The sequence below is a fragment of the Salicibibacter cibi genome, from assembly GCF_016495865.1.
Classification (GTDB): Bacteria; Bacillota; Bacilli; order Bacillales; family Marinococcaceae; genus Salicibibacter; species Salicibibacter cibi.
The window spans coordinates 2,283,811-2,302,285 of the sequence record NZ_CP054706.1; the positions used below are offsets into that span (position 1 = coordinate 2,283,811).

The window sequence follows — 18,475 nt, forward strand, 5'->3', positions numbered from 1 at the left end:
TACTGCACGCCCCCCTTTTTTTCCAATAACTAGCGAGCAGCTGTGCTGCTCGCTTCCTTTTTGCTCTTTCCTTCATTGCGGGGGAAACAACTTGTGTATATGGACACGGGTTCGGACATTTTTTACGCGTTTCCATACTAATGTGTCCGTTATACCACAATTTTGTGAGGAACGTAAAAAACAATAAAATCCCTCATGTTTGAGAGCTTTTTTATGTTCAGTTGCCTTATTATGAGATGATTGACGAATGGAACGCGCGGGACCCGTTACGCATTAATAGTTCTCTAAGTATGAATAAAATTCCCCTGGATGTATTCTTTCAATTTTTCCAATATTAGATGGAAATCGGCGATGATTCGTCGTTAGTATGTAATCGCAGGATTCTTGAATAGCTGTGATCCAAACGTGAAAATCTTCTTGGTCAAAGCGAAGAAGCGGTTCGGCCATTTCCTGTGTAGAAGCTATTTGTCGAGATGTTTCATGATCACAATCACTAAGCTCGACTAACACATCTCCGATGGGACGATGTTCTCGGACAATAGTTTCCACACTATATCGACCGATCAAACTATTGACCGGTAATTCCATGTAAAAATCAAAAATGGGGTTCAAGAAGTGATTTATGAATGCTTGAATCTCTTGTTGCTCATACTTAACGATTTTGTTTCCTTTTCCAAGCCCTTGAATGGCATTTCGTACAAATTCAAATAAACATATCCTTGATAAAACTGGTTGAAATAAATGGGGCAAACGAGCTGCTTTTAGAATTTTGCGATTTATGCCATCAACCCGCAGTGCCCCACACAGTACCGTTGTATCAATGAATATCTTTGGTGGAGTGGGGGCGTCATAGATCAAATTCATCTACATCCCCCACCTCCCGATTTTTATGATCGATTCGTTCCAATAAAGACTCTGCGGTTTCATCTTGTTCCGACGTAGTAACAAAATAGTCTTGCGGGATTCGCCAGTGGCCACCTTGGGTTTTATAAGCCCGAGGAAATTTTTTGTTCTCACACATTCGTCGAATGGTTTGATCGCTTAAGCCTATTTTTTTAGCTGCTTCATTAGGCGTATAATAATCAACATCAGCTTTTGCAGCTGTGTCCCGCGAGTTTAACAGTGAAGCCAACAACTTCTTTTGAAACCCGGAGGGATCTTCTGCCATTTGACTTAATTGCTGAATATATTCTCCCAAATGCTCATAGGCTACCTCAGTTTTTCCATCAGCATAGGCACTCCTCATCTTTTTTTCTATTTCACGAAGTTGACAAAGATGCTCTTCGTTTAATATAGATAATGGGAATGAGACAAAAACGGGTAAACGCACATCCACTTGTTGAAGGGACTTTTCAACTGTCGCTTTAAAAACCGCTTGCGCCTTTTCTGTATCTATTTGCGAAAGTATTCGCACACTTTCCCACAAATGATCTTGCTCTTGGTTGATCAATTGCATCATCGTCCACCACCTTATCTTTAACCTTAGCATATAATTTCAACAAACTCAACATTTCGATCATGCATGCTCATGACATTACATAGTCGGTATAAAAAACGGTTTCATGAATACACAGGATACAATTGTCTTTTTATCGTACCTTTCGCATCGAATCGAACGCCTTTTGTGGGACGATTTTCATCTTTTTCGATGTGCAAAGCGCAACCGCCGTCTCTCTGAATAATTTATCACAGGCGCGTTGATTTACCTTAAAATACCTTCTGGCATGAAAAAGAAAACTGTTTAGTATCAGATAAGTCCTTTCGAACATGATCTGCGGACTCAAAACAGTGCTCAGAAGCCAAAGGAGTCTTCAGGAACATGATCTGTGGACTCAAATCGCCGCTCAGAAGCCAAAGGAGTCCTCAGGAACATGATCTGTGGGCTCAAATCGCCGCTCAGAAGCCAAAGGAGTCCTCAGGAACATGATCTGCGGACTCAAATCGCCGCTCAGAAGCCAAAGGAGTCCTCAGGAACATGATCTGCGGACTCAAATCACCGCTCAGAAGCCAAAGGAGTCCTCAGGAACATGATCTGCGGACTCAAATCGCCGCTCAGAAGCCAAAGGAGTCCTCTGGAACATGATCTGCGGACTCAAATCACCGCTCAGAAGCCAAAGGAGTCCTCAGGAACATGATCTGCGGACTCAAATCACCGCTCAGAAGCCAAAGGAGTCCTCAGGAACATGATCTGCGGACTCAAATCACCGCTCAGAAGCCAAAGGAGTCCTCAGCAACATGATCTGTGGACTCAAATCGCCGCTCAGAAGCCAAAGGAGTCCTCAGGAACATGATCTGCGGACTCAAATCGCCGCTCAGAAGCCAAAGGAGTCCTCAGCAACATGATCTGCGGACTCAAATCGCCGCTCAGAAGCCAAAGGAGTCCTCAGCAACATGATCTGCGGACTCAAAACAGTGCTCAGAAGCCAAAGGAGTCCTCTGGAACATGATCTGCGGACTCAAATCGCCGCTCAGAAGCCAAAGGAGTCCTCTGGAACATGATCTGCGGACTCAAATCACCGCTCAGAAGCCAAAGGAGTCCTCAGGAACATGATCTGCGGACTCAAATCGCCGCTCAGAAGCCAAAGGAGTCCTCAGGAACATGATCTGCGGACTCAAATCGCCGCTCAGAAGCCAAAGGAGTCCTCTGGAACATGATCTGCGGACTCAAATCGCCGCTCAGAAGCCAAAGGAGTCCTCTGGAACATGATCTGCGGACTCAAAACAGTGCTCAGAAGCCAAAGGAGTCCTCAGAAACATGATCTGCGGACTCAAATCGCCGCTCAGAAGCCAAAGGAGTCCTCAGGAACATGATCTGCGGACTCAAATCACCGCTCAGAAGCCAAAGGAGTCCTCAGGTCTGGGTTTTGGGAGCCGTAATGGCTGGCGAATGCCAAATTAATCCGCAAATGTATGTAACATAACACGGTATGTTTAATACCCTTTTCGTCTAAACCCTTTTGTTGGAAAAATACGGATAATCAACACGCCTGAATTTATCATTTTTCTGCTTTTAAATTATGTCTAAATAACTATTCTATTCAATTTTCATGTATGATATAAGCATATAATATTTTAAGTATTTTTTATTTTAGCTTGAGGGGTCAATAATGGCATGCAGGTGATTGTTGAAACGAAAGATGACCAAGAAACATATGACGGCGAAGGATTACCCGCTACGGAATCGGACATCATTGAAACAAAGGATTGGATTTTTGATTGGCATAAAGAGTATGTTTATCCTGATCGAAATCGAAACGCCCTATCCCTAAAAGTAAATGTTGAATTGCAAGCAATGCTGTCTTATGTGATAGATGAAGGATTTATTCTTATCAAGCTTATTGAAACTGCTCCAGAAAACAATCATTATGGCGGATTGAGAATCACACCTCCAATGCTTGCTGTTGCTTCACAACACAGTTATGACCATGGGTTTGAGGGTTATACGGTAATCCATATCAAACATAATTCTAAGCTGATATCATATTACGAAGAACTTGGAGCAGAATTTATTCGCGGGGATCGCATGGTTTTGGAGACCATTGCATCAGATCGTCTCATTCAGTTATACTTGAAGAAAGGAGAGCGGTAGGATGTCTGCCAATCGCGACTTTTCAAAAGAGAAGAAAAAGACCCTTCGAGAACTAGAAAATTATATTGATAACGAACTTAATGGCGTTTACGCACACCCTAACGATTCTGAAGAATGGCTAGAGGAAACACGTCGCATCGTCAAAGAAATGAAAGAAAAGGATCCTAATGTCCCTTCCACTAAAAAAGATTCATATAAATCAAATTTTGAATCAAAGTCCTCGAAATAATCGTGATTCCCGGCGCCTTCGATGCATTGAGAAAAAGCCTGACCGGACGCAGGGTAGACTGTTGAAACATGTAACCTTTTATCGCTGATTTTTACAGGAGGGAGCTTCATGAACGTGATTGACGATGACGATGTGCTAACTCCACAAGATATTAAAGCGATTGAAAAAGCAAGAAAAGAACAAGAAAATGGCGAAACGATCTCTTTAGAGGATATTGAGCGTGAGAAATAAATATAGCGAGCAGCCGCGGCTGCTCGCTCCTTTTTTATTCAATCACTTTAACGAGCTGTTTGCCTAGGTTCTCCCCTCGGAATAGGCCTAAAAAGGCTTCGGGGGCGTTTTCCAATCCTTCGATGATGTTTTCTTCGTATGTTATTTTGCCTTCTTGTAGCCATTTCGATAAATCATTGATGCCTTCTTCATACCGTTCGGCGTAATCTCTGACGATAAATCCTTTTAGCAAGACGCTTCTGGTGAGTAAATACGGCAAGATTCGCGGACCTTGTTCCACTTTTTCTGCATTGTAATGGGCGATTTGCCCACAAAGTGCCACGCGGGCATGGAAGTTTAACTGAAAAAGCACGGCGTCGGTAATGTCGCCTCCGACGTTATCGAAATACGCGTCGATGCCGTTCGGACAGGCGTTTTTCAGATCTTCGCGAATATTGTTTGTCGTCTTGTAGTTAATCGCCGCGTCAAAGCCGAGTTCATCCTGCAAATAAGCGATTTTTTCATCTGAACCGGCGATGCCGACGACTCGACATCCGTGTAGTTTTGCAATCTGGCCGACGATCATGCCGACTGCGCCTGCCGCTCCGGAAACAACGACTGTTTCACCGGTTTTCGGTTGGCAGATGTCCATTAATCCGAAGTAAGCCGTTAAACCGGGCATACCTGTGACGTATAGGGCAGTTGTTATTGGTGTGTTATCCGGGTTTATTTTTTGTAAAGTTGCTCCTTCTGCTATCGTGTAGTCTGCCCAATCAAGGTTGCCGCTCACGAAGTCGCCGGGCTGAAAATCGTCGTGATTCGATGCCGCGATCTCGCCGACAACCCCGCCTGTCAGTGGTTTGCCTACCTCAAAAGGGGTGGCGTACGATTTTGCGTCATTCATCCGGCCGCGCATGTAAGGGTCGACGGAGAGGTAGTGGGCGCGTACGAGCACCTGGTTGTCTCCGGGGTCCGGGACGGTTGTTTCGGCGAACTCGAAGGTCGATTGATCCGGTAGGCCTTGCGGTCGTTGTGCCAGTAAAATTTGTCGGTTTTTATTCATGATGGGTCCTCCTTCTTTTCAGTCACCAATTCACTTGCGAACAATCTTTCTTTTGCAGCGACGTATTCACGGTCAAGCCGGTCGACCAATGTTGCTGCGTGCGTGATTTCATTAATAACGCCAATGCCTTCGCCGCTTCCCCAAATATCTTTCCATGTTTTTTTCTTGTTTTTATCTTCGGAGAAGCTCATTTTCGATGGGTCGCTTTCCGGAAGCGCGTCAGGGTCTAAACCGGCGTTGCGGATGGACGGGGCAAGGTAATTTCCATGTACCCCGCTGAAAAGATTACTGTAAACAATGTCATCGGATGTACTTTCGGTGATCATTTGCTTGTATTCTTCCGCGGCGCGCGCTTCATGAGTCGCGATGAAAGACGATCCGATATAAGCAAAATCGGCGCCCATCGCTTGCGCAGCCAGTACACTGTCGCCGCTCGCGATCGATCCGGACAAAACAAGCGGGCCGTCAAACCATTGGCGAATTTCCTGAACGAGCGCGAACGGGCTCTTCGCGCCGGCATGGCCTCCTGCTCCGGCGGCAACAGCAATCAGACCGTCCGCTCCTTTTTCAATGGCTTTGTGGGCAAATCGATTATTGATGACATCATGCAAAACAATTCCACCGTAGCTGTGTGCGGCGGCATTCACTTCTTCGCGGGCGCCTAAAGATGTGATCGTGATCGGCACTTTGTATTTTTCACAGATTTCCATGTCGTGTTCCAACCGTTCATTGGAGCGGTGGACGATTTGATTAATGGCGAACGGCGCAGCGGGTTTATCGGGATGCCGAGCATTATGTGCCGCGAGCTCCTCGGTAATTTCCGCCAGCCATTCATCAAGTTGGGAAGCAGGCCTGGCGTTTAGGGCAGGCATGGCTCCGACGATCCCCGCTTTGCATTGCTCGATGACGAGCTTAGGGTTGCTAACGATGAAAAGTGGTGCGCCGATGACGGGGGTGCGTAGGCCTTTTAATATTGATGGGATGTTTGGCATAGGTTTCTTTCCTCCATTTTAGTTCTCTATTTATTCTTAGCATAGCACAAAAGCTTAGATGCGTTGTGATTAGATTATCGAAAGTGGTATCGTTTATCAGCCAAACCGGGGATAAACAAAGCCCCGATTTTCCAGGACAAAATCGAGCCCTTTTTGTGGTTTTGTGTTAATTCATAACAAAATGACGGACACTCGAACGGAGTGGAGTGTTTTCAGAAGTTTTTCGAAAAATACCGCTGTTTCTGCGTTCACAAAGATTGTGAGATGGGATCAATCGATCTATAATCCGGGCGATCGGTGAAAACAGATCGATAGGCGCTTTCTTTCGATCTATAATCCGGGCGGGCGATGAAAACAGATCGATGGACGGTTACATCTGGCCGACGGACACGGCGTTCAACTTTTTACACGGCTTGCCCCGCTGTGTGAAGGTTAAACTGCCGCGGGCCTCTCCGGATTTGCACTCAACCACCCTTTGGGATCCACCCATCCCCCTCTGAACCCTATCATCCAATTTTTGCTTTTTTATCCCCGCCAAATAGCGCCCGTGCATTATCGGTGAACAGTTTTTGGATTTGCTCTTCTTTTATTCCACGGTTCATAAGTTCGGGCACTACAGTGTCAAAAAGATACGTGGGCCGCCAATTTTCGATTAAGCTTGCTAACTCATCAGACATCACCGGGGGACGGCCGAGCCAAAGGTTCACCTTATCATGAGAAAGCAACATGAGATCCTCGTAGCCTTCGTCCAATAGCGTGAGTAAAACGTCGATCCTTTCCTGATCGTAAGGGGTCCCTACCAATCCCTGCAAGCCGAAGCGATCGAGCCCGATTTTCATGCCTTTATCCATGACTTGTCGGTGAACACGGGGATCGGTATTTCCACACATATGACCGATAATCACGCGATTCGGATCCGCTCCTTCCTGCAAAAGAAGTTCCGCTTGCTCCGGGCCCATGGTTCCTTCTTGGGTGTGGGTCAACAATACGATTCCGGTTTCTTGTTGAACTTTTGCCGCTGCTCTAAAAAACATCTGTTCATACGGTGTGATCTCATCACAGCTGGACGCGAGCTTGATAACGCCCGGTTTTATGCCTGACCCTTCAATGCCCTCGGCTATTTCGTGCCTAAACATTTCCTCTATTTCATCTTCCGCCGTTCCCAATGATTGCCGGAATTTGAAATACGGCGTTGCGCCTTCTCCTTCGTAATAGTACCCGGTCGCGCAAATGATTTGCAGTCCCGTCGCTTCTGACACTTTCCGCAAAAAGCGGGGATCGCGTCCACATTCATTGGGCGTGGGATCCACAACTGTCTGCACACCTTCAGCCCGCATTTGATTGGCGATGTCAATGGCAGCTTCCAGATACTCGTCCTCGTTGAAGGGGCCAAGGGTTTGATCCCCTTGAAAACCCGGGTACCCGAAGATAAAATGTTCATGAATGAGCGTCTTGCCCATTGTCTCAACGTCAATTGGCCCCGTTACGGTTTGTACCAATTTTCCACTCATGATTTGCTCCTTTCTTTTTCTTCGTCTTGAAGCTGACGCCATAAGATTTTGCCACTGGCCGTGGTGGGTAGCGATGTGCGAAATTCAACCGACCGCGGGTACTTGTAAGCAGCCATTTGTTCTTTAGCCCAAGCGATTATCTCTTCTTCGGTGACGTTTCCTTCAGATTCGGGATGCAGAACGACAAACGCTTTCACGCTCTCGCCTCGTACGGGATCCGGTACCCCGACCACACATGCTTGTTGAATATCAGAATGTTTGAAAAGGTATGATTCAACTTCCGACGGCCAGACGTTATAGCCGGCCGCGTTAATCATTCGCTTAATCCGGTCGACCATAAAAAAGTACCCATCTTCATCGATTCGGCCCATATCCCCTGTCCGGAAAAAGTTTTTGCCGTCTATCTCAATAAAAGACTCGGCTGTCTCTTCCGGACGATTATAATAGCCTTCAAACACCTGCGGCCCGTTGACGATAATTTCCCCCACTTCTCCGACCTCGAGCTCTTGTAATGTGACAGGATCAATCACCCGGGAATCAACGTCAAAAGCTGGGATGCCTAAACATTGCAATTTTGGCGCGTCCGGTGGGTTAAAATGTGTCTGGGAAATCGTTTCGGTCAATCCGTAGCCCTCAACGTATTGCAATCCCAGCCATTCATGCATTTGCTCTCCAACCGCTTCCGGAAGTGCCGCCCCACCACCTGAAATCGATGTCAAAGAAGAAATATCATAATCTTGAATACGCGGGTTTGCAAGAAAATCAACGACCATCGTGCTGATATTCACCCAATTGGTACATTCATAACGTTCAATCATTTCTGCCGCATGTTCCCGGTTCCACCTCGTCATGACCACAATGGAAGCGCCGATCGTTAACGGCATAATGAGACTATGGATCACACCGGTAACATGGAAGAATGGCAATGCAGCCAAATGGACAGTGCTATTGGCGACACTGCTCCAATGAGCAGCGCTAAACGTATTGGCTTGATAGGAATAATGGGTATGGACACACCCTTTTGGCATCCCCGTTGTCCCTGATGTGTAGGGCAAAAAAGCCACATCTTTTTGATTCCCTAGATATTCACTTGGGATTTGATTCTTGGCGAGCGCATCGCTCCATGTCACTTCAGCATGTTTTTTCGCAGGAGCAATAACTTCATCAGGCAGATTCGTAAATAGCTGCTGATCCGGCAAATAATCGGAATAAGTGGCAACAAGAATAGATTCGAGTGTCGTTGACGCCTTTAACCCTTGCACGTTTTCATAGATTTCTTGTCCGACGATCCCCGCCTTTATACCGCAATCCTTGATGCAAAACTCCAATTCAGCCTCTTTGTTCATCGGGTTTATCGGAACCACAACTGCCCCTAATCGCAAAATGGCAAACATTGAAATGACATATTGAGGTGCATTTTGCATATAGAGCATGACGTGATCGCCTTTCCTGACGCTAAACGAATGTTCCAAGAAACCGGCAAGCCCTTCCACTTCTAAAAATAAATCGGTATACGTATACGAAGCCCCATAATAGTGAACGGCAACTTTGTCCGGGTATCTCTTCGCACTCACTAACAAGTTGTCATAGACGGTCGTCCCCGGCACTGTCAACGTTTTCGGCAAACGTTCCGGCCATGACGGATAATGTTTCATGTTCATGCGTATCCTCCCTTTCAAATGTGAGACGTAACTATATTATAACAAAATAAAGCGCTTACAACGATTTCGGAAGGAACTATGGAAGCGAAGGAATCCTTCTGGCAATCGCCGCGTTGCTCCGGTAGGCACAAAAAATAGTCGATCTCGTTCTGCTTTCCTGTCAATAAGGCACAGCCAAGGAGCCAATTCGTGCCCTAACGATTCCCGCTTTCTCGCCTTAGGGCACGAATACTTTTTTTGCCTGCCCCGCATGTAATACTCTGCTATGATGACTTACTCTTTTCCGCTTCTTCATTTTGCAGCTGGCGCCACAAGATTTTTCCGCTTGCCGTGGTCGGCAGCGATTCGCGAAATTCCACTAATCTCGGGTATTTGTAAGCGGCCATTTGTTCTTTAGCCCAAGCGATTATCTCTTCTTCGGTGACGTTCCCTTCAGATTCGGGATGCAGAACGACGAATGCTTTCACATTCTCGCCTCTTACCGGATCGGGAACGCCGATCACACATGCTTGCTGAATATCCGGGTGGTTGAAAAGATACGATTCTACTTCCGACGGCCAGACGTTATAGCCGGCCGCGTTGATCATTCGCTTAATCCGGTCGACCATAAAGAAGTACCCGTCTTCATCGATGCGACCCATATCCCCTGTGCGGAAAAAGTTTTTGCCGTCGATCTCAACAAAAGCCTCGGCTGTCTCTTGCGGACGGTTATAGTATCCCTGAAACACTTGCGGTCCGTTGGTGATAATTTCCCCAACTTCTCCGATCCCGAGTTCTTGCAAGGTGACAGGGTCAATCACGCGGGAATCGACATCAAAAGTGGGAATGCCCAAACATTGCAATTTTGGCGCTTGCGGCGGGTTAAAATGCGTCTGGGCAATGGTTTCGGTCAACCCGTAACCTTCAAAATATTGCAGCCCCAACCATTCATGTAATCGCTTCCCGACCGCTGCCGGAAGCGCCGCTCCACCTCCCGAAATCGCTTTCAGAGAAGAGATGTCATAGTCGTGAATATGTGGATTCGCAAGGAAATCAACCAACATTGTGCTGATATTCACCCAATTGGTACATTTATAACGATCAATCATTTCCAATGCGTGTTGCCGGTTCCACCTCGTCAAGATGACAATGGAAGCGCCGATGGTTAAGGGCGCCAGCAAACAAGCCATGACCCCTGTAACATGGAAAAACGGCAATGCAGCCAGATGAACAGTGCTATTGGTGGCGTTGCCCTGATGGATACCGCCAAATATATTGGCTTGGTAGGAATAATGCGTATGAACACACCCTTTTGGCATCCCTGTTGTTCCTGATGTGTAAGGTAAAAAAGCTACATCTTCTTGTTTCCCGGCATATTCACTTGGGATATAATTGTTAGCTAACGCGTCATTCCAAGTAACTTCAGAATGGTTTTTCGCGGGCGCACTGACGGCGTCAGGCAGATCCGAAAATACCTCCCGATCCGGCAAATAATCAGAGTATGCCGCAACGAGAATAGATTCGAGTGTCGTTGTCGCTTTTAACCCTTGCACGTTTTCATAGATTTCCTGACCAACGATCCCCACCTTGATCCCGCAATCCTTGATGCAAAACGCCAATTCGGCCGCTTTGTTCATCGGATTGATCGGAACAACCACCGCCCCTACACGCAAAATAGCAAAGAGCGAGATGATATATTGCGGGGCGTTTTGCATGTAAAGCATCACGCGATCGCCTTTTCTGACGTTAAACCCATGTTCCAGATAGCCCGCAAGCCCTTCCACTTCTAAAAATAAATCGGTATACGTATACGAAGCCCCGTAATAGTGAACGGCCACTTTGTCCGGGTATCTCTTCGCACTCACTAACAAGTTGTCATAGACGGTCGTCCCCGGTACCGTCAACGTTTTCGGCAACCGTTCCGGCCACGACGGATAATGTTTCGTGTTCATGAATCTTTCCCCCTAAAAATAATGTTCTTCTTCCGCGTTTGTCTTTTTTTCACCCCCCTTTTAGGATAAATAACTCAGGTTTTTCCAAATAAGCTTCCAGAGAACTCATAAACTGACCACAGTGTTCTCCGTCGATCACACGATGATCAAAGGTTATAGACATTCCCATTACATCACCAATTTGAATCTCATTATCTTTAACAACTGGCTTTCTTTTGATGGCATGGACACCAAGAATAGCGACCTCCGGCGGATTAATGATAGGGGTTGCGAAAAAGCCTCCGCTTCTCCCTGTATTGGAAATGGTAAACGTACTGCCCGATAATTCGTCCGATCTTAATTTTTTTGCACGCGCTCGTGTGGACAGGTCTTCAATACTGTTCGCAATCTCTTCCACACTTAACTTATCTGCTGCTTTAAGAACCGGAACGACCAAACCATCTTCCGTCGCAGTAGCAATTCCGATATGAATATCTGTTTGATAATGAAAAAGCATATTTTCTTTATCAACTCTGCCGTTAAATCTTGGGTTTTGTTTTAATGAAAGTGCCACAGCTTTTACAATAAAAGGCAAATAGGTTAATGTGCTATTTTGCACCTCGTTTTTTAGTAAACTTCGAAATTCACTTAAACGACTCACATCCACTTCATCCATCCCCGTGCATTGAGGAATTTCATTCATGGAATGAGTCATATTTTCAAAGATCTTTTTCCTGACCCCTTTGATCGGTTCACTATGAGATTCAGAAAGATTTGGCGCTTCATTACCTTTTTCATGAAGACGCACATCATCTGCCGTTATCTTTCCGGCTCTCCCCGTCGGGGTGACCTCAGATATCGTAACCCCGAGTTGCCTGGCCAGCTTTCTCACCGTGGGCGCGGCTTTTACTCTTCGAGAAGGAGAATGACTGTTAATCTTTTTATTGGATTCATCTTTTTCGTCCTCTCCATCATTCATTCCCTCGCTTTCCGTTTTTATAGAAATTAGCGTTTCTCCAACTTTGATACTTGCCCCTTCCTCCCCACCTCTTTCATAAATGACTCCAGCGTACGGGGACGTGATTTCCACAACAGCTTTGTCGGTTTGTACTTCTGCTATATTTTCATTTTCTTTGACCGCATCCCCTTTGTCCACAAACCATGTCACGACCTCCGCCTCGTGTAATCCTTCCCCAATATCCGGTAGCTTGAAATCTTTAATCATCCGATAACCCCCTCCTCAATCTAGTGACAATTCCCAGACATGTTTGACTTCCCGTACAATTCTATCCATAGATGGAATCCACTCATTTTCGACCGTCGCCACCGGGTACGGGCTATCGTAACCAGTCACACGAAGCACCGGCGCAGATATATAAAACAATGCTTTTTCATTAATAATTGCCGATATTTCCGCTCCTACTCCTGCAGATTTAACAGCTTCATGAACAACGACACACCGACTTGTTTTCATCACCGAATCAATAATCGTCTCTTCATCGAGCGGGACGATCGTTCGAAGATCGATTAATTCTATGGAGTAACCATTCTCCTCAAGCATTTGCACGGCTTTTTTCGTCTCGGCCATCGCCGCTCCCCAGCTAATCAGGGTGATATCCGATCCTTCCATTACAACGTTTGCCTCTCCTATCTCTATCGTGAAACGTTCCTCTTCTACATTTTCGCGTAAGGCACGGTACAGCTTCATTGGTTCAAGAAAAAGAACCGGATCAGGATCCGCGATCGCCGCGCTTAATAATCCTTTGGCATCGCTTGGCGTAGAAGGCATGATTACTTTAATGCCTGCCGAATGCATAAATAAAGCCTCTAAGCTGTCCGAATGAAGCTCCGGTGTTTTTACGCCACCGCTGTAAGGCGCCCGAATGACCATAGGCGCATGATAATTACCGGCGGAACGAAAGCGAATGCGCGCGGCTTGTGCAGCAATTTGATCCATCGATTCATAGATAAACCCCAGAAATTGAATTTCAGCGACAGGTTTAAGTCCACGAACGGCCATCCCAACCGCTGTGCCAATAATCGCCGATTCCGCCAGTGGGGTGTCCACCACTCGCCGTTCTCCAAACGTATCGACAAGTCCATCCGTTGCCCTGAAAACACCGCCGTTCCTGCCAATATCTTCACCTAAAATCAGTACATTTTCATCTTTCTCCATCTCTTGCTTAAGCGTGAAATTAATGGCTTCGATCATATTCATCTCAGTCATTTGCTCTCCCCCGATCCTTCCCACTCCAGTATTTGTTCTTTCAAACGATTCGTCGGTTTTTCATATACATGCCCAAGAGCCTCACCGAGTGAAGCAGTCGTTGTCTCTGCAGCTTCATTAAAAGCCTGTTTCAACTCCTCTTCTATCGAAGCATTTAAATCCTGCTCTTCCTCCTCCGACCATAACTGTAGACCTTCAAGCCATTTTCGATAACGAAAGATTGGATCTTTCTTATCCCATGCTTCATCTGCTTCCCTAGACCTGTACTTGGACGGATCATCCGAAGTTGTATGAGGTCCCATACGATGAGTTAGTGCTTCTATCAATACAGGTTTCCCTTCTCTTGCAAGCGATCTTGCTTGTTTCATTGTTTCGTAGACGGCAACCGCATCATTTCCATCGACTTGAACACCTGTCATCCCGTAGGCAAGAGCTTTTTGGGCAATCGATTGGCTATTGGTTTGTTTATGGTACGGAACGCTGATTGCCCATTGATTATTTTGCACAAAATAAATGACAGGCAACTGAAACACGCTGGCAAAATTCAGTGCTTCATGGAAATCTCCTTGAGATGTAGCTCCATCACCAACATAGGCAACACTCACTGCACCATTGGTTTTGTACTGGTCTGCCCAGGCACTGCCTGCTGCATGCAAGGTTTGAGCGCCAATAATGATTTGTACTGGAAATATGCGCTCTTCTTTTAATATGCCGCCATGCAAATGCCCCATCGCGTACTTAAAAAACGACGAAGGCTTCGTACCTCGTACAAAGCATGCTCCTGCTTCCCGGTAGCTTGGAAAAATCCAATCCTTTTTTTCAAGGGCAAACGCGCTGCCTACCTGAGCCGCTTCCTGGCCGATAAGCGGTGCATAGGTGCCAATTCTTCCTTGACGCTGAAATTTAACCGCTAATTCATCAAAACGTCTGGCTTTCACCATCCATTTGTAAATCTCTAGCTTTTCTTCATCAGAAATACTGGTTTCCCCTGTTAATATACCTTGCTCATTAAGTTGTTGTAATGGGTTTACATCAATGATGTTCGGCTCAATCCAATTCATTTACAAGCCCCCTCTTTATTATTAGAAAACTTGGCTTTTCGCCAAACTTTTATGGAGAAAAAGCATTAGTTGCACTTATGCAGGTAAGAAAGTTGATTTCTACTTTCTTATCTACTGAAAAAACTTCCTACCAGGCGCGTTGATTATCCGGATAAAAATGACATAAAGAAATATGAGGTTTCGTGAAATCTTATTTAAGATGAAAAGCATGTTAAACATACCGTGTTTTGTTACATTTACGAACTAATTCGGCGTTCAGTAGCCACTATGGATCCCAAAACCCAAGCCTGCGGACTCTCTTGGCTTCGGATCGACGCTTTGAGTCCGCAGATATTGTGCATGAGGACTCTCCTGGTTTCGGATCGGCATTTTGAAGTCCGCAGATCTTGGTTCTGAGGACTCTCCTGGCTTCGGATCGGCGCTTTGAGTCCGCAGATCTTGGTTCTGAGGTCTCGCTTGGCTTCGAATCGGCATTTTGAGTCCGCAGATCTTGGTTCTGAGGACTCTCTTGGCTTCGGATCGGCGTTTTGAGTCTTCAGATCTTGTGCATGAGGAATTTTCTGATACTAAACAGTTTTCTCTTTTCATACCAGAAGGTATTTCTACATTCGGAACTTCCAATAGATAACATTTTACTATGATGCCTTGGATTGCTCCATGATCGAACATATAGGACACCTATGTGAAGGTATTTTAAGGTAAATCAACGCAAATGATTTCCTACATCTCTTCACTTTTGTTTGCATCCTCTTTATGATTTATATTCTTCCTATCGATACCCATCATTAAGATATATAACACTACTCCGGCACCAAGCCCCCACTCGGGGCCTTCAAGCGCTGTCAATGTGCCAATGAATAGGGTTATGCCACGACCCACGTTGGTTGTAACCATATTCATAGCAATATAGGCACAGGCAAAACCAGTGAGCAGTAAAGTCAATGACAGTGCAACGTCCAATATTGGAAGTAACAAGGTGATAACAGGCATTAAAAAGCCTAACGGCAGTGAGAGCCAAAAAACATTTATTGTACCTGTAAATATCGAATCCATCACTTTTTGCCCTTGTTTGTACCGCTCAATAACAAACACCTGTAAACCTGTCCAAATGGGACCGTGTAAAGGAACGAAAGCGCCCCCGGTAAATAAATAGCCGAAGTTGCGAATAGCTAAAGAATAATGCGAACGTGTATAATTAATATCAATCTTTTCATCCGGTCTATGCTTACCGGCCTCTCTAATCAAACTATCGGCCACTAGCAAATCTCCGAAAACCAAAACATAAATGATTAGCGCCAATGGAATGGCTGCCATAATCATATCCCAAGACGGCAAACCAACGCCAAAAGGGGTTAACGTAGCAAACATTTCTCCAAATTGTGGCACAAATATGCCCCATTGTATGTCAAATTGGATCTCACCAGTAATACTCCCCGTAATCCCCGCGACAATAAATCCAACCAACAAAGCATTAGCCGCTAATAATGCTTTAATTTTACCACTGGGTATTTTCTGGAAAGGTATAGAATACATAATCAAGAGCACAACAATCCAGGCACTAATTAATGTAAAGGGGAGCTCTTGAACTCTTTCAAATTCATCCATAAAGGCAGCAATGGCTGCACCCAAAATGATTCCTGCTTTCAGCGCATCCGGGACGAGACGATTGAATCTTTCGCCTAAACCCGTGACAGCAAAAAACAGAAAGATGGCTGACACGCCAATCATTAAAGCCATCATCGCGTGCACCGCTTCAGTGCCGGGAGTGAACCCACCGAGGAACACAATAATCAAAGGTAATGCAGGCGTGATCCATCCCGGAACATGAGGCTCTCCAAATAAAAATGTGTGCGCCCATACCCAAAATCCTTGAATGGCAAGGGTCGTCCATGCCACCTCAAACGGCACATCAAAGAATTCCATCATTAAGGGAGCCAAAGCACCCCCATTGGCTACCGCAATGATCGCTCCTTGGATAACCACCGGCCAGGAAACATCGACATGAACACCTGGGAGTCGTGTTGTGAACGGTCCCCAATTGACTCCAGGCTGAATGCCGCCATACTTTCTTTTTTTAGCCATGAAATCACCATCTCCCGTGCTGAGGTTATATAATTTCTTAATCTTAACATTCGACGGATACACTTAATTTCCTTTATTAACAATTAACTAGTGCAAGGTAGTTTAATTACCCTATAATGGTAATAGTTGGTATAAGTTCGGTCGGCAACGCTTTTGGATGGCTCCCTAACGGACAATTTACCGCATCATGGTGACCGAAAAAGCGGTCGGTTCTCGCTTTCGGTCGCCATAACCGTTTTATGGCGACCGTAATGGCCTGAATCGAAAGCGGTCGGGCGTCATAGTTGCTTCATGGAGACCGAAAAGGCTTGTATCGAAAGCATTCGGGCGGCATGGCTGCCTCATGGCGACCGAACGAGCGATTGGCTTTCGTTTTCGGTCACCATGAACCGTTTCATGATGACTGGGAAGCCCTGCTTCGCAAGAAGACATTCGGTCAGTGACGATAGCCTTTGATACCTTCACTCGAGCTGTTGCAGTTTAATCCAATCGATCACTAACCCCAGTTTGAAGTCCTAATCCCGTCTTCCGGTCGTCGGTGTGATCGCTTATTTTCGAGAGGCTGCACTAGATGAGGTGTTGTCAGACAAATGTTTACGATCGCTATTCTCCAAACGCAAGTAAAGACGAAACACAATATAGGCGATAACCATCCAGCCTAAATATACGAAAAATAGATTGCGGAAGATCGCTTCCGGGGGCAGATGCTGCTGAACAGTAATGAGCATTCCGGCGACGCCGGCTCCGAATGCGCCTCCTACAAACTGAGATAATTGCACGACGCCCATCCCTGCGCCAATGAGCTGTACCGGCAGTATTTTGGAGACTTCATTATTCGCACTTGCGAGCAAAATGTTCGAGCCGGCAAATGCGATGAATAATATGCCGAGCACTGCGTACGGAGAGACGTTTCCCAAAAATGCAAACAGCAGAAACGCGATGAATAGAAGCATCAAGCCCGCCCGGATGACCATTATCGACCCTTTGCCGTCTATCATTCTGCCTGCCACAATGGTCGCGAATGTTGCCAACATCGCCCCGGGAAACATAATGACCCCAATCTCCAACGGACTTCTTTGAAAAAGTTCATCCAACAGAATCGGTACTGTAAATAATGTTGCAAAGTTCATAAATAAAGCTGTAAACGGCATGAGGAGTAACAGCAAGTAACTTCGATGATGGAGCAACTCAGGCTGGATGAATGGAATATCACTCTTATGAAGATGTTTCCATAAGAGGACCATCGCAGGAACCGAAAAAATAATGGCAACGTAGCTTCCGCCCGTCACAAACAATAATAATCCTCCCGCGGAAACACCGACAAGGAACGCTCCAAGCATGTCAAACTTCACGGTTTTATTTTCTTCGGATGGCAAATGTTTGCGAATGACGGGTAAAATCAGCAGTACGGCAAAAGGGGCGAGAAACAAGTAATTCCAGCCCCATTGTTCCGTAAGCAGTCCGCCAACGAGCGGTCCCAATCCGAATCCTAATACTGCGGTGGACGCAATGACCGTCATCGCTTTGCCCCGCCTGCTTACCGGGATATATTTTGATGCAAGTACAACGACTAAGCTCGGGAGCGTACCTGCACCCACCGCTTGAAAAAGGCGGGCGAGGAGCAACACGAGAAATGTGTTGGCAAAAAATCCGATGGCGGATGATATCCCTAAAACGATCAGCCCAAGAGTGATGAGCCTGCGGATGGGGATGTAGTCCGATAGCCGGCTGAATGTGATGGCAGATAAAGCAAACACGATGGAATAACCGGATACAAGCCACGTCGCCACCGACGAATTGATTTGAAATTCAACAATAACGGTAGGGAGCACAACATTAAACATCGTCGTATTCATCGTTATGAGCAACACCCCGATCCCCCAGAAAATCAGGATGAGCCGTTCATTAAATTCGAATGGCTTGCTTGCATGGGGCATAAG

16 protein-coding genes are annotated in these 18,475 nt (G+C 46.0%); 4 read left to right on the forward strand and 12 right to left on the reverse strand.

The window, feature by feature from the left end:
* Positions 1-273: 273 nt before the first annotated feature.
* Positions 274-864 carry a PIN domain-containing protein gene (locus HUG20_RS11510; protein WP_200084829.1) on the reverse strand — a complete coding sequence of 197 codons (591 nt, stop codon included), beginning with the start codon at positions 862-864 and terminating at the stop codon, positions 274-276.
* A complete protein-coding gene (locus HUG20_RS11515) occupies positions 848-1,459 on the reverse strand; it encodes a helix-turn-helix domain-containing protein (RefSeq protein WP_200084830.1) in 612 nt (203 codons plus the stop codon). Before HUG20_RS11515 ends, HUG20_RS11510 begins: the two co-directional genes overlap by 17 nt.
* Positions 1,460-3,112: 1,653 nt before the next feature.
* On the opposite strand from HUG20_RS11515, the gene HUG20_RS11520 reads away from it, so the two are divergent.
* The 3 genes from HUG20_RS11520 to HUG20_RS19550 all read left to right on the forward strand — a co-directional run bounded on the left by HUG20_RS11520 (position 3,113) and on the right by HUG20_RS19550 (position 4,049).
* Positions 3,113-3,589, forward strand: coding sequence for a hypothetical protein (locus tag HUG20_RS11520; RefSeq protein WP_200084831.1), 477 nt, complete (start codon positions 3,113-3,115; stop codon positions 3,587-3,589).
* Position 3,590: 1 nt separating this feature from the next.
* Positions 3,591-3,818 (forward strand): hypothetical protein, encoded by a 228-nt coding sequence (locus HUG20_RS11525; protein ID WP_200084832.1) that lies wholly within the window; start codon positions 3,591-3,593, stop codon positions 3,816-3,818.
* Between the two features lie 108 nt (positions 3,819-3,926).
* Positions 3,927-4,049, forward strand: coding sequence for a hypothetical protein (locus HUG20_RS19550; RefSeq protein ID WP_281392403.1), 123 nt, complete (start codon positions 3,927-3,929; stop codon positions 4,047-4,049).
* A 34-nt stretch (positions 4,050-4,083) separates the two neighbouring features.
* Here the strand turns inward: HUG20_RS19550 and HUG20_RS11530 are convergent, their stop codons facing one another.
* The 9 genes from HUG20_RS11530 to HUG20_RS11570 all read right to left on the reverse strand — a co-directional run bounded on the left by HUG20_RS11530 (position 4,084) and on the right by HUG20_RS11570 (position 16,535).
* Positions 4,084-5,091, reverse strand: coding sequence for an NADP-dependent oxidoreductase (locus HUG20_RS11530; protein WP_200084833.1), 1,008 nt, complete (start codon positions 5,089-5,091; stop codon positions 4,084-4,086).
* Positions 5,088-6,083, reverse strand: coding sequence for an NAD(P)H-dependent flavin oxidoreductase (locus tag HUG20_RS11535; RefSeq protein WP_200084834.1), 996 nt, complete (start codon positions 6,081-6,083; stop codon positions 5,088-5,090). The genes HUG20_RS11530 and HUG20_RS11535 overlap by 4 nt, the downstream gene beginning before the upstream one ends.
* Positions 6,084-6,589: 506 nt before the next feature.
* Positions 6,590-7,594 carry a phosphotriesterase family protein gene (locus tag HUG20_RS11540; protein ID WP_200084835.1) on the reverse strand — a complete coding sequence of 335 codons (1,005 nt, stop codon included), beginning with the start codon at positions 7,592-7,594 and terminating at the stop codon, positions 6,590-6,592.
* On the reverse strand, positions 7,591-9,255 hold the full coding sequence (locus HUG20_RS11545) for a long-chain fatty acid--CoA ligase (RefSeq protein WP_200084836.1): 1,665 nt from the start codon (positions 9,253-9,255) through the stop codon (positions 7,591-7,593). Before HUG20_RS11545 ends, HUG20_RS11540 begins: the two co-directional genes overlap by 4 nt.
* A gap of 263 nt (positions 9,256-9,518) precedes the next feature.
* Positions 9,519-11,186 carry a long-chain-fatty-acid--CoA ligase gene (locus HUG20_RS11550; protein ID WP_200084837.1) on the reverse strand — a complete coding sequence of 556 codons (1,668 nt, stop codon included), beginning with the start codon at positions 11,184-11,186 and terminating at the stop codon, positions 9,519-9,521.
* 49 nt (positions 11,187-11,235) lie between these two features.
* Positions 11,236-12,390, reverse strand: coding sequence for a dihydrolipoamide acetyltransferase family protein (locus HUG20_RS11555; protein ID WP_200084838.1), 1,155 nt, complete (start codon positions 12,388-12,390; stop codon positions 11,236-11,238).
* Between the two features lie 15 nt (positions 12,391-12,405).
* Positions 12,406-13,392 carry an alpha-ketoacid dehydrogenase subunit beta gene (locus tag HUG20_RS11560; protein ID WP_200084839.1) on the reverse strand — a complete coding sequence of 329 codons (987 nt, stop codon included), beginning with the start codon at positions 13,390-13,392 and terminating at the stop codon, positions 12,406-12,408.
* Positions 13,389-14,453, reverse strand: a complete 1,065-nt coding sequence (pdhA, locus tag HUG20_RS11565; RefSeq protein ID WP_200084840.1) for a pyruvate dehydrogenase (acetyl-transferring) E1 component subunit alpha — start codon at positions 14,451-14,453, stop codon at positions 13,389-13,391. Before pdhA ends, HUG20_RS11560 begins: the two co-directional genes overlap by 4 nt.
* Positions 14,454-15,173: 720 nt before the next feature.
* Positions 15,174-16,535, reverse strand: coding sequence for a hypothetical protein (locus HUG20_RS11570; protein WP_200084841.1), 1,362 nt, complete (start codon positions 16,533-16,535; stop codon positions 15,174-15,176).
* A gap of 308 nt (positions 16,536-16,843) precedes the next feature.
* On the opposite strand from HUG20_RS11570, the gene HUG20_RS19555 reads away from it, so the two are divergent.
* Complete coding sequence (locus HUG20_RS19555) at positions 16,844-16,978, forward strand: hypothetical protein (RefSeq protein ID WP_281392405.1); 135 nt, start codon at positions 16,844-16,846, stop codon at positions 16,976-16,978.
* A 105-nt stretch (positions 16,979-17,083) separates the two neighbouring features.
* Here HUG20_RS19555 and HUG20_RS11575 read toward each other — a convergent pair whose 3' ends face one another.
* Positions 17,084-18,472: an MFS transporter gene (locus HUG20_RS11575; protein WP_200084842.1), complete on the reverse strand. Its 1,389-nt coding sequence runs from the start codon at positions 18,470-18,472 to the stop codon at positions 17,084-17,086.
* Positions 18,473-18,475: the final 3 nt, after the last annotated feature.

Bases quoted from the DNA above. Each gene is read 5' to 3' on its own strand.
- HUG20_RS11520 (WP_200084831.1), top strand. From the start codon at position 3,113: ATGCAGGTGATTGTTGAAACGAAAGATGACCAAGAAACATATGACGGC.
- HUG20_RS11515 (WP_200084830.1), bottom strand. From the start codon at position 1,459: ATGATGCAATTGATCAACCAAGAGCAAGATCATTTGTGGGAAAGTGTG.
- HUG20_RS11575 (WP_200084842.1), bottom strand. From the start codon at position 18,472: ATGCCCCATGCAAGCAAGCCATTCGAATTTAATGAACGGCTCATCCTG.
- HUG20_RS11570 (WP_200084841.1), bottom strand. From the start codon at position 16,535: ATGGCTAAAAAAAGAAAGTATGGCGGCATTCAGCCTGGAGTCAATTGG.
- HUG20_RS11530 (WP_200084833.1), bottom strand. From the start codon at position 5,091: ATGAATAAAAACCGACAAATTTTACTGGCACAACGACCGCAAGGCCTA.
- HUG20_RS11555 (WP_200084838.1), bottom strand. From the start codon at position 12,390: ATGATTAAAGATTTCAAGCTACCGGATATTGGGGAAGGATTACACGAG.
- pdhA (WP_200084840.1), bottom strand. From the start codon at position 14,453: ATGAATTGGATTGAGCCGAACATCATTGATGTAAACCCATTACAACAA.
- HUG20_RS19550 (WP_281392403.1), top strand. From the start codon at position 3,927: ATGAACGTGATTGACGATGACGATGTGCTAACTCCACAAGATATTAAA.
- HUG20_RS11545 (WP_200084836.1), bottom strand. From the start codon at position 9,255: ATGAACATGAAACATTATCCGTCATGGCCGGAACGTTTGCCGAAAACG.
- HUG20_RS11535 (WP_200084834.1), bottom strand. From the start codon at position 6,083: ATGCCAAACATCCCATCAATATTAAAAGGCCTACGCACCCCCGTCATC.
- HUG20_RS11525 (WP_200084832.1), top strand. From the start codon at position 3,591: ATGTCTGCCAATCGCGACTTTTCAAAAGAGAAGAAAAAGACCCTTCGA.
- HUG20_RS11510 (WP_200084829.1), bottom strand. From the start codon at position 864: ATGAATTTGATCTATGACGCCCCCACTCCACCAAAGATATTCATTGAT.
- HUG20_RS11540 (WP_200084835.1), bottom strand. From the start codon at position 7,594: ATGAGTGGAAAATTGGTACAAACCGTAACGGGGCCAATTGACGTTGAG.
- HUG20_RS11550 (WP_200084837.1), bottom strand. From the start codon at position 11,186: ATGAACACGAAACATTATCCGTCGTGGCCGGAACGGTTGCCGAAAACG.
- HUG20_RS11560 (WP_200084839.1), bottom strand. From the start codon at position 13,392: ATGACTGAGATGAATATGATCGAAGCCATTAATTTCACGCTTAAGCAA.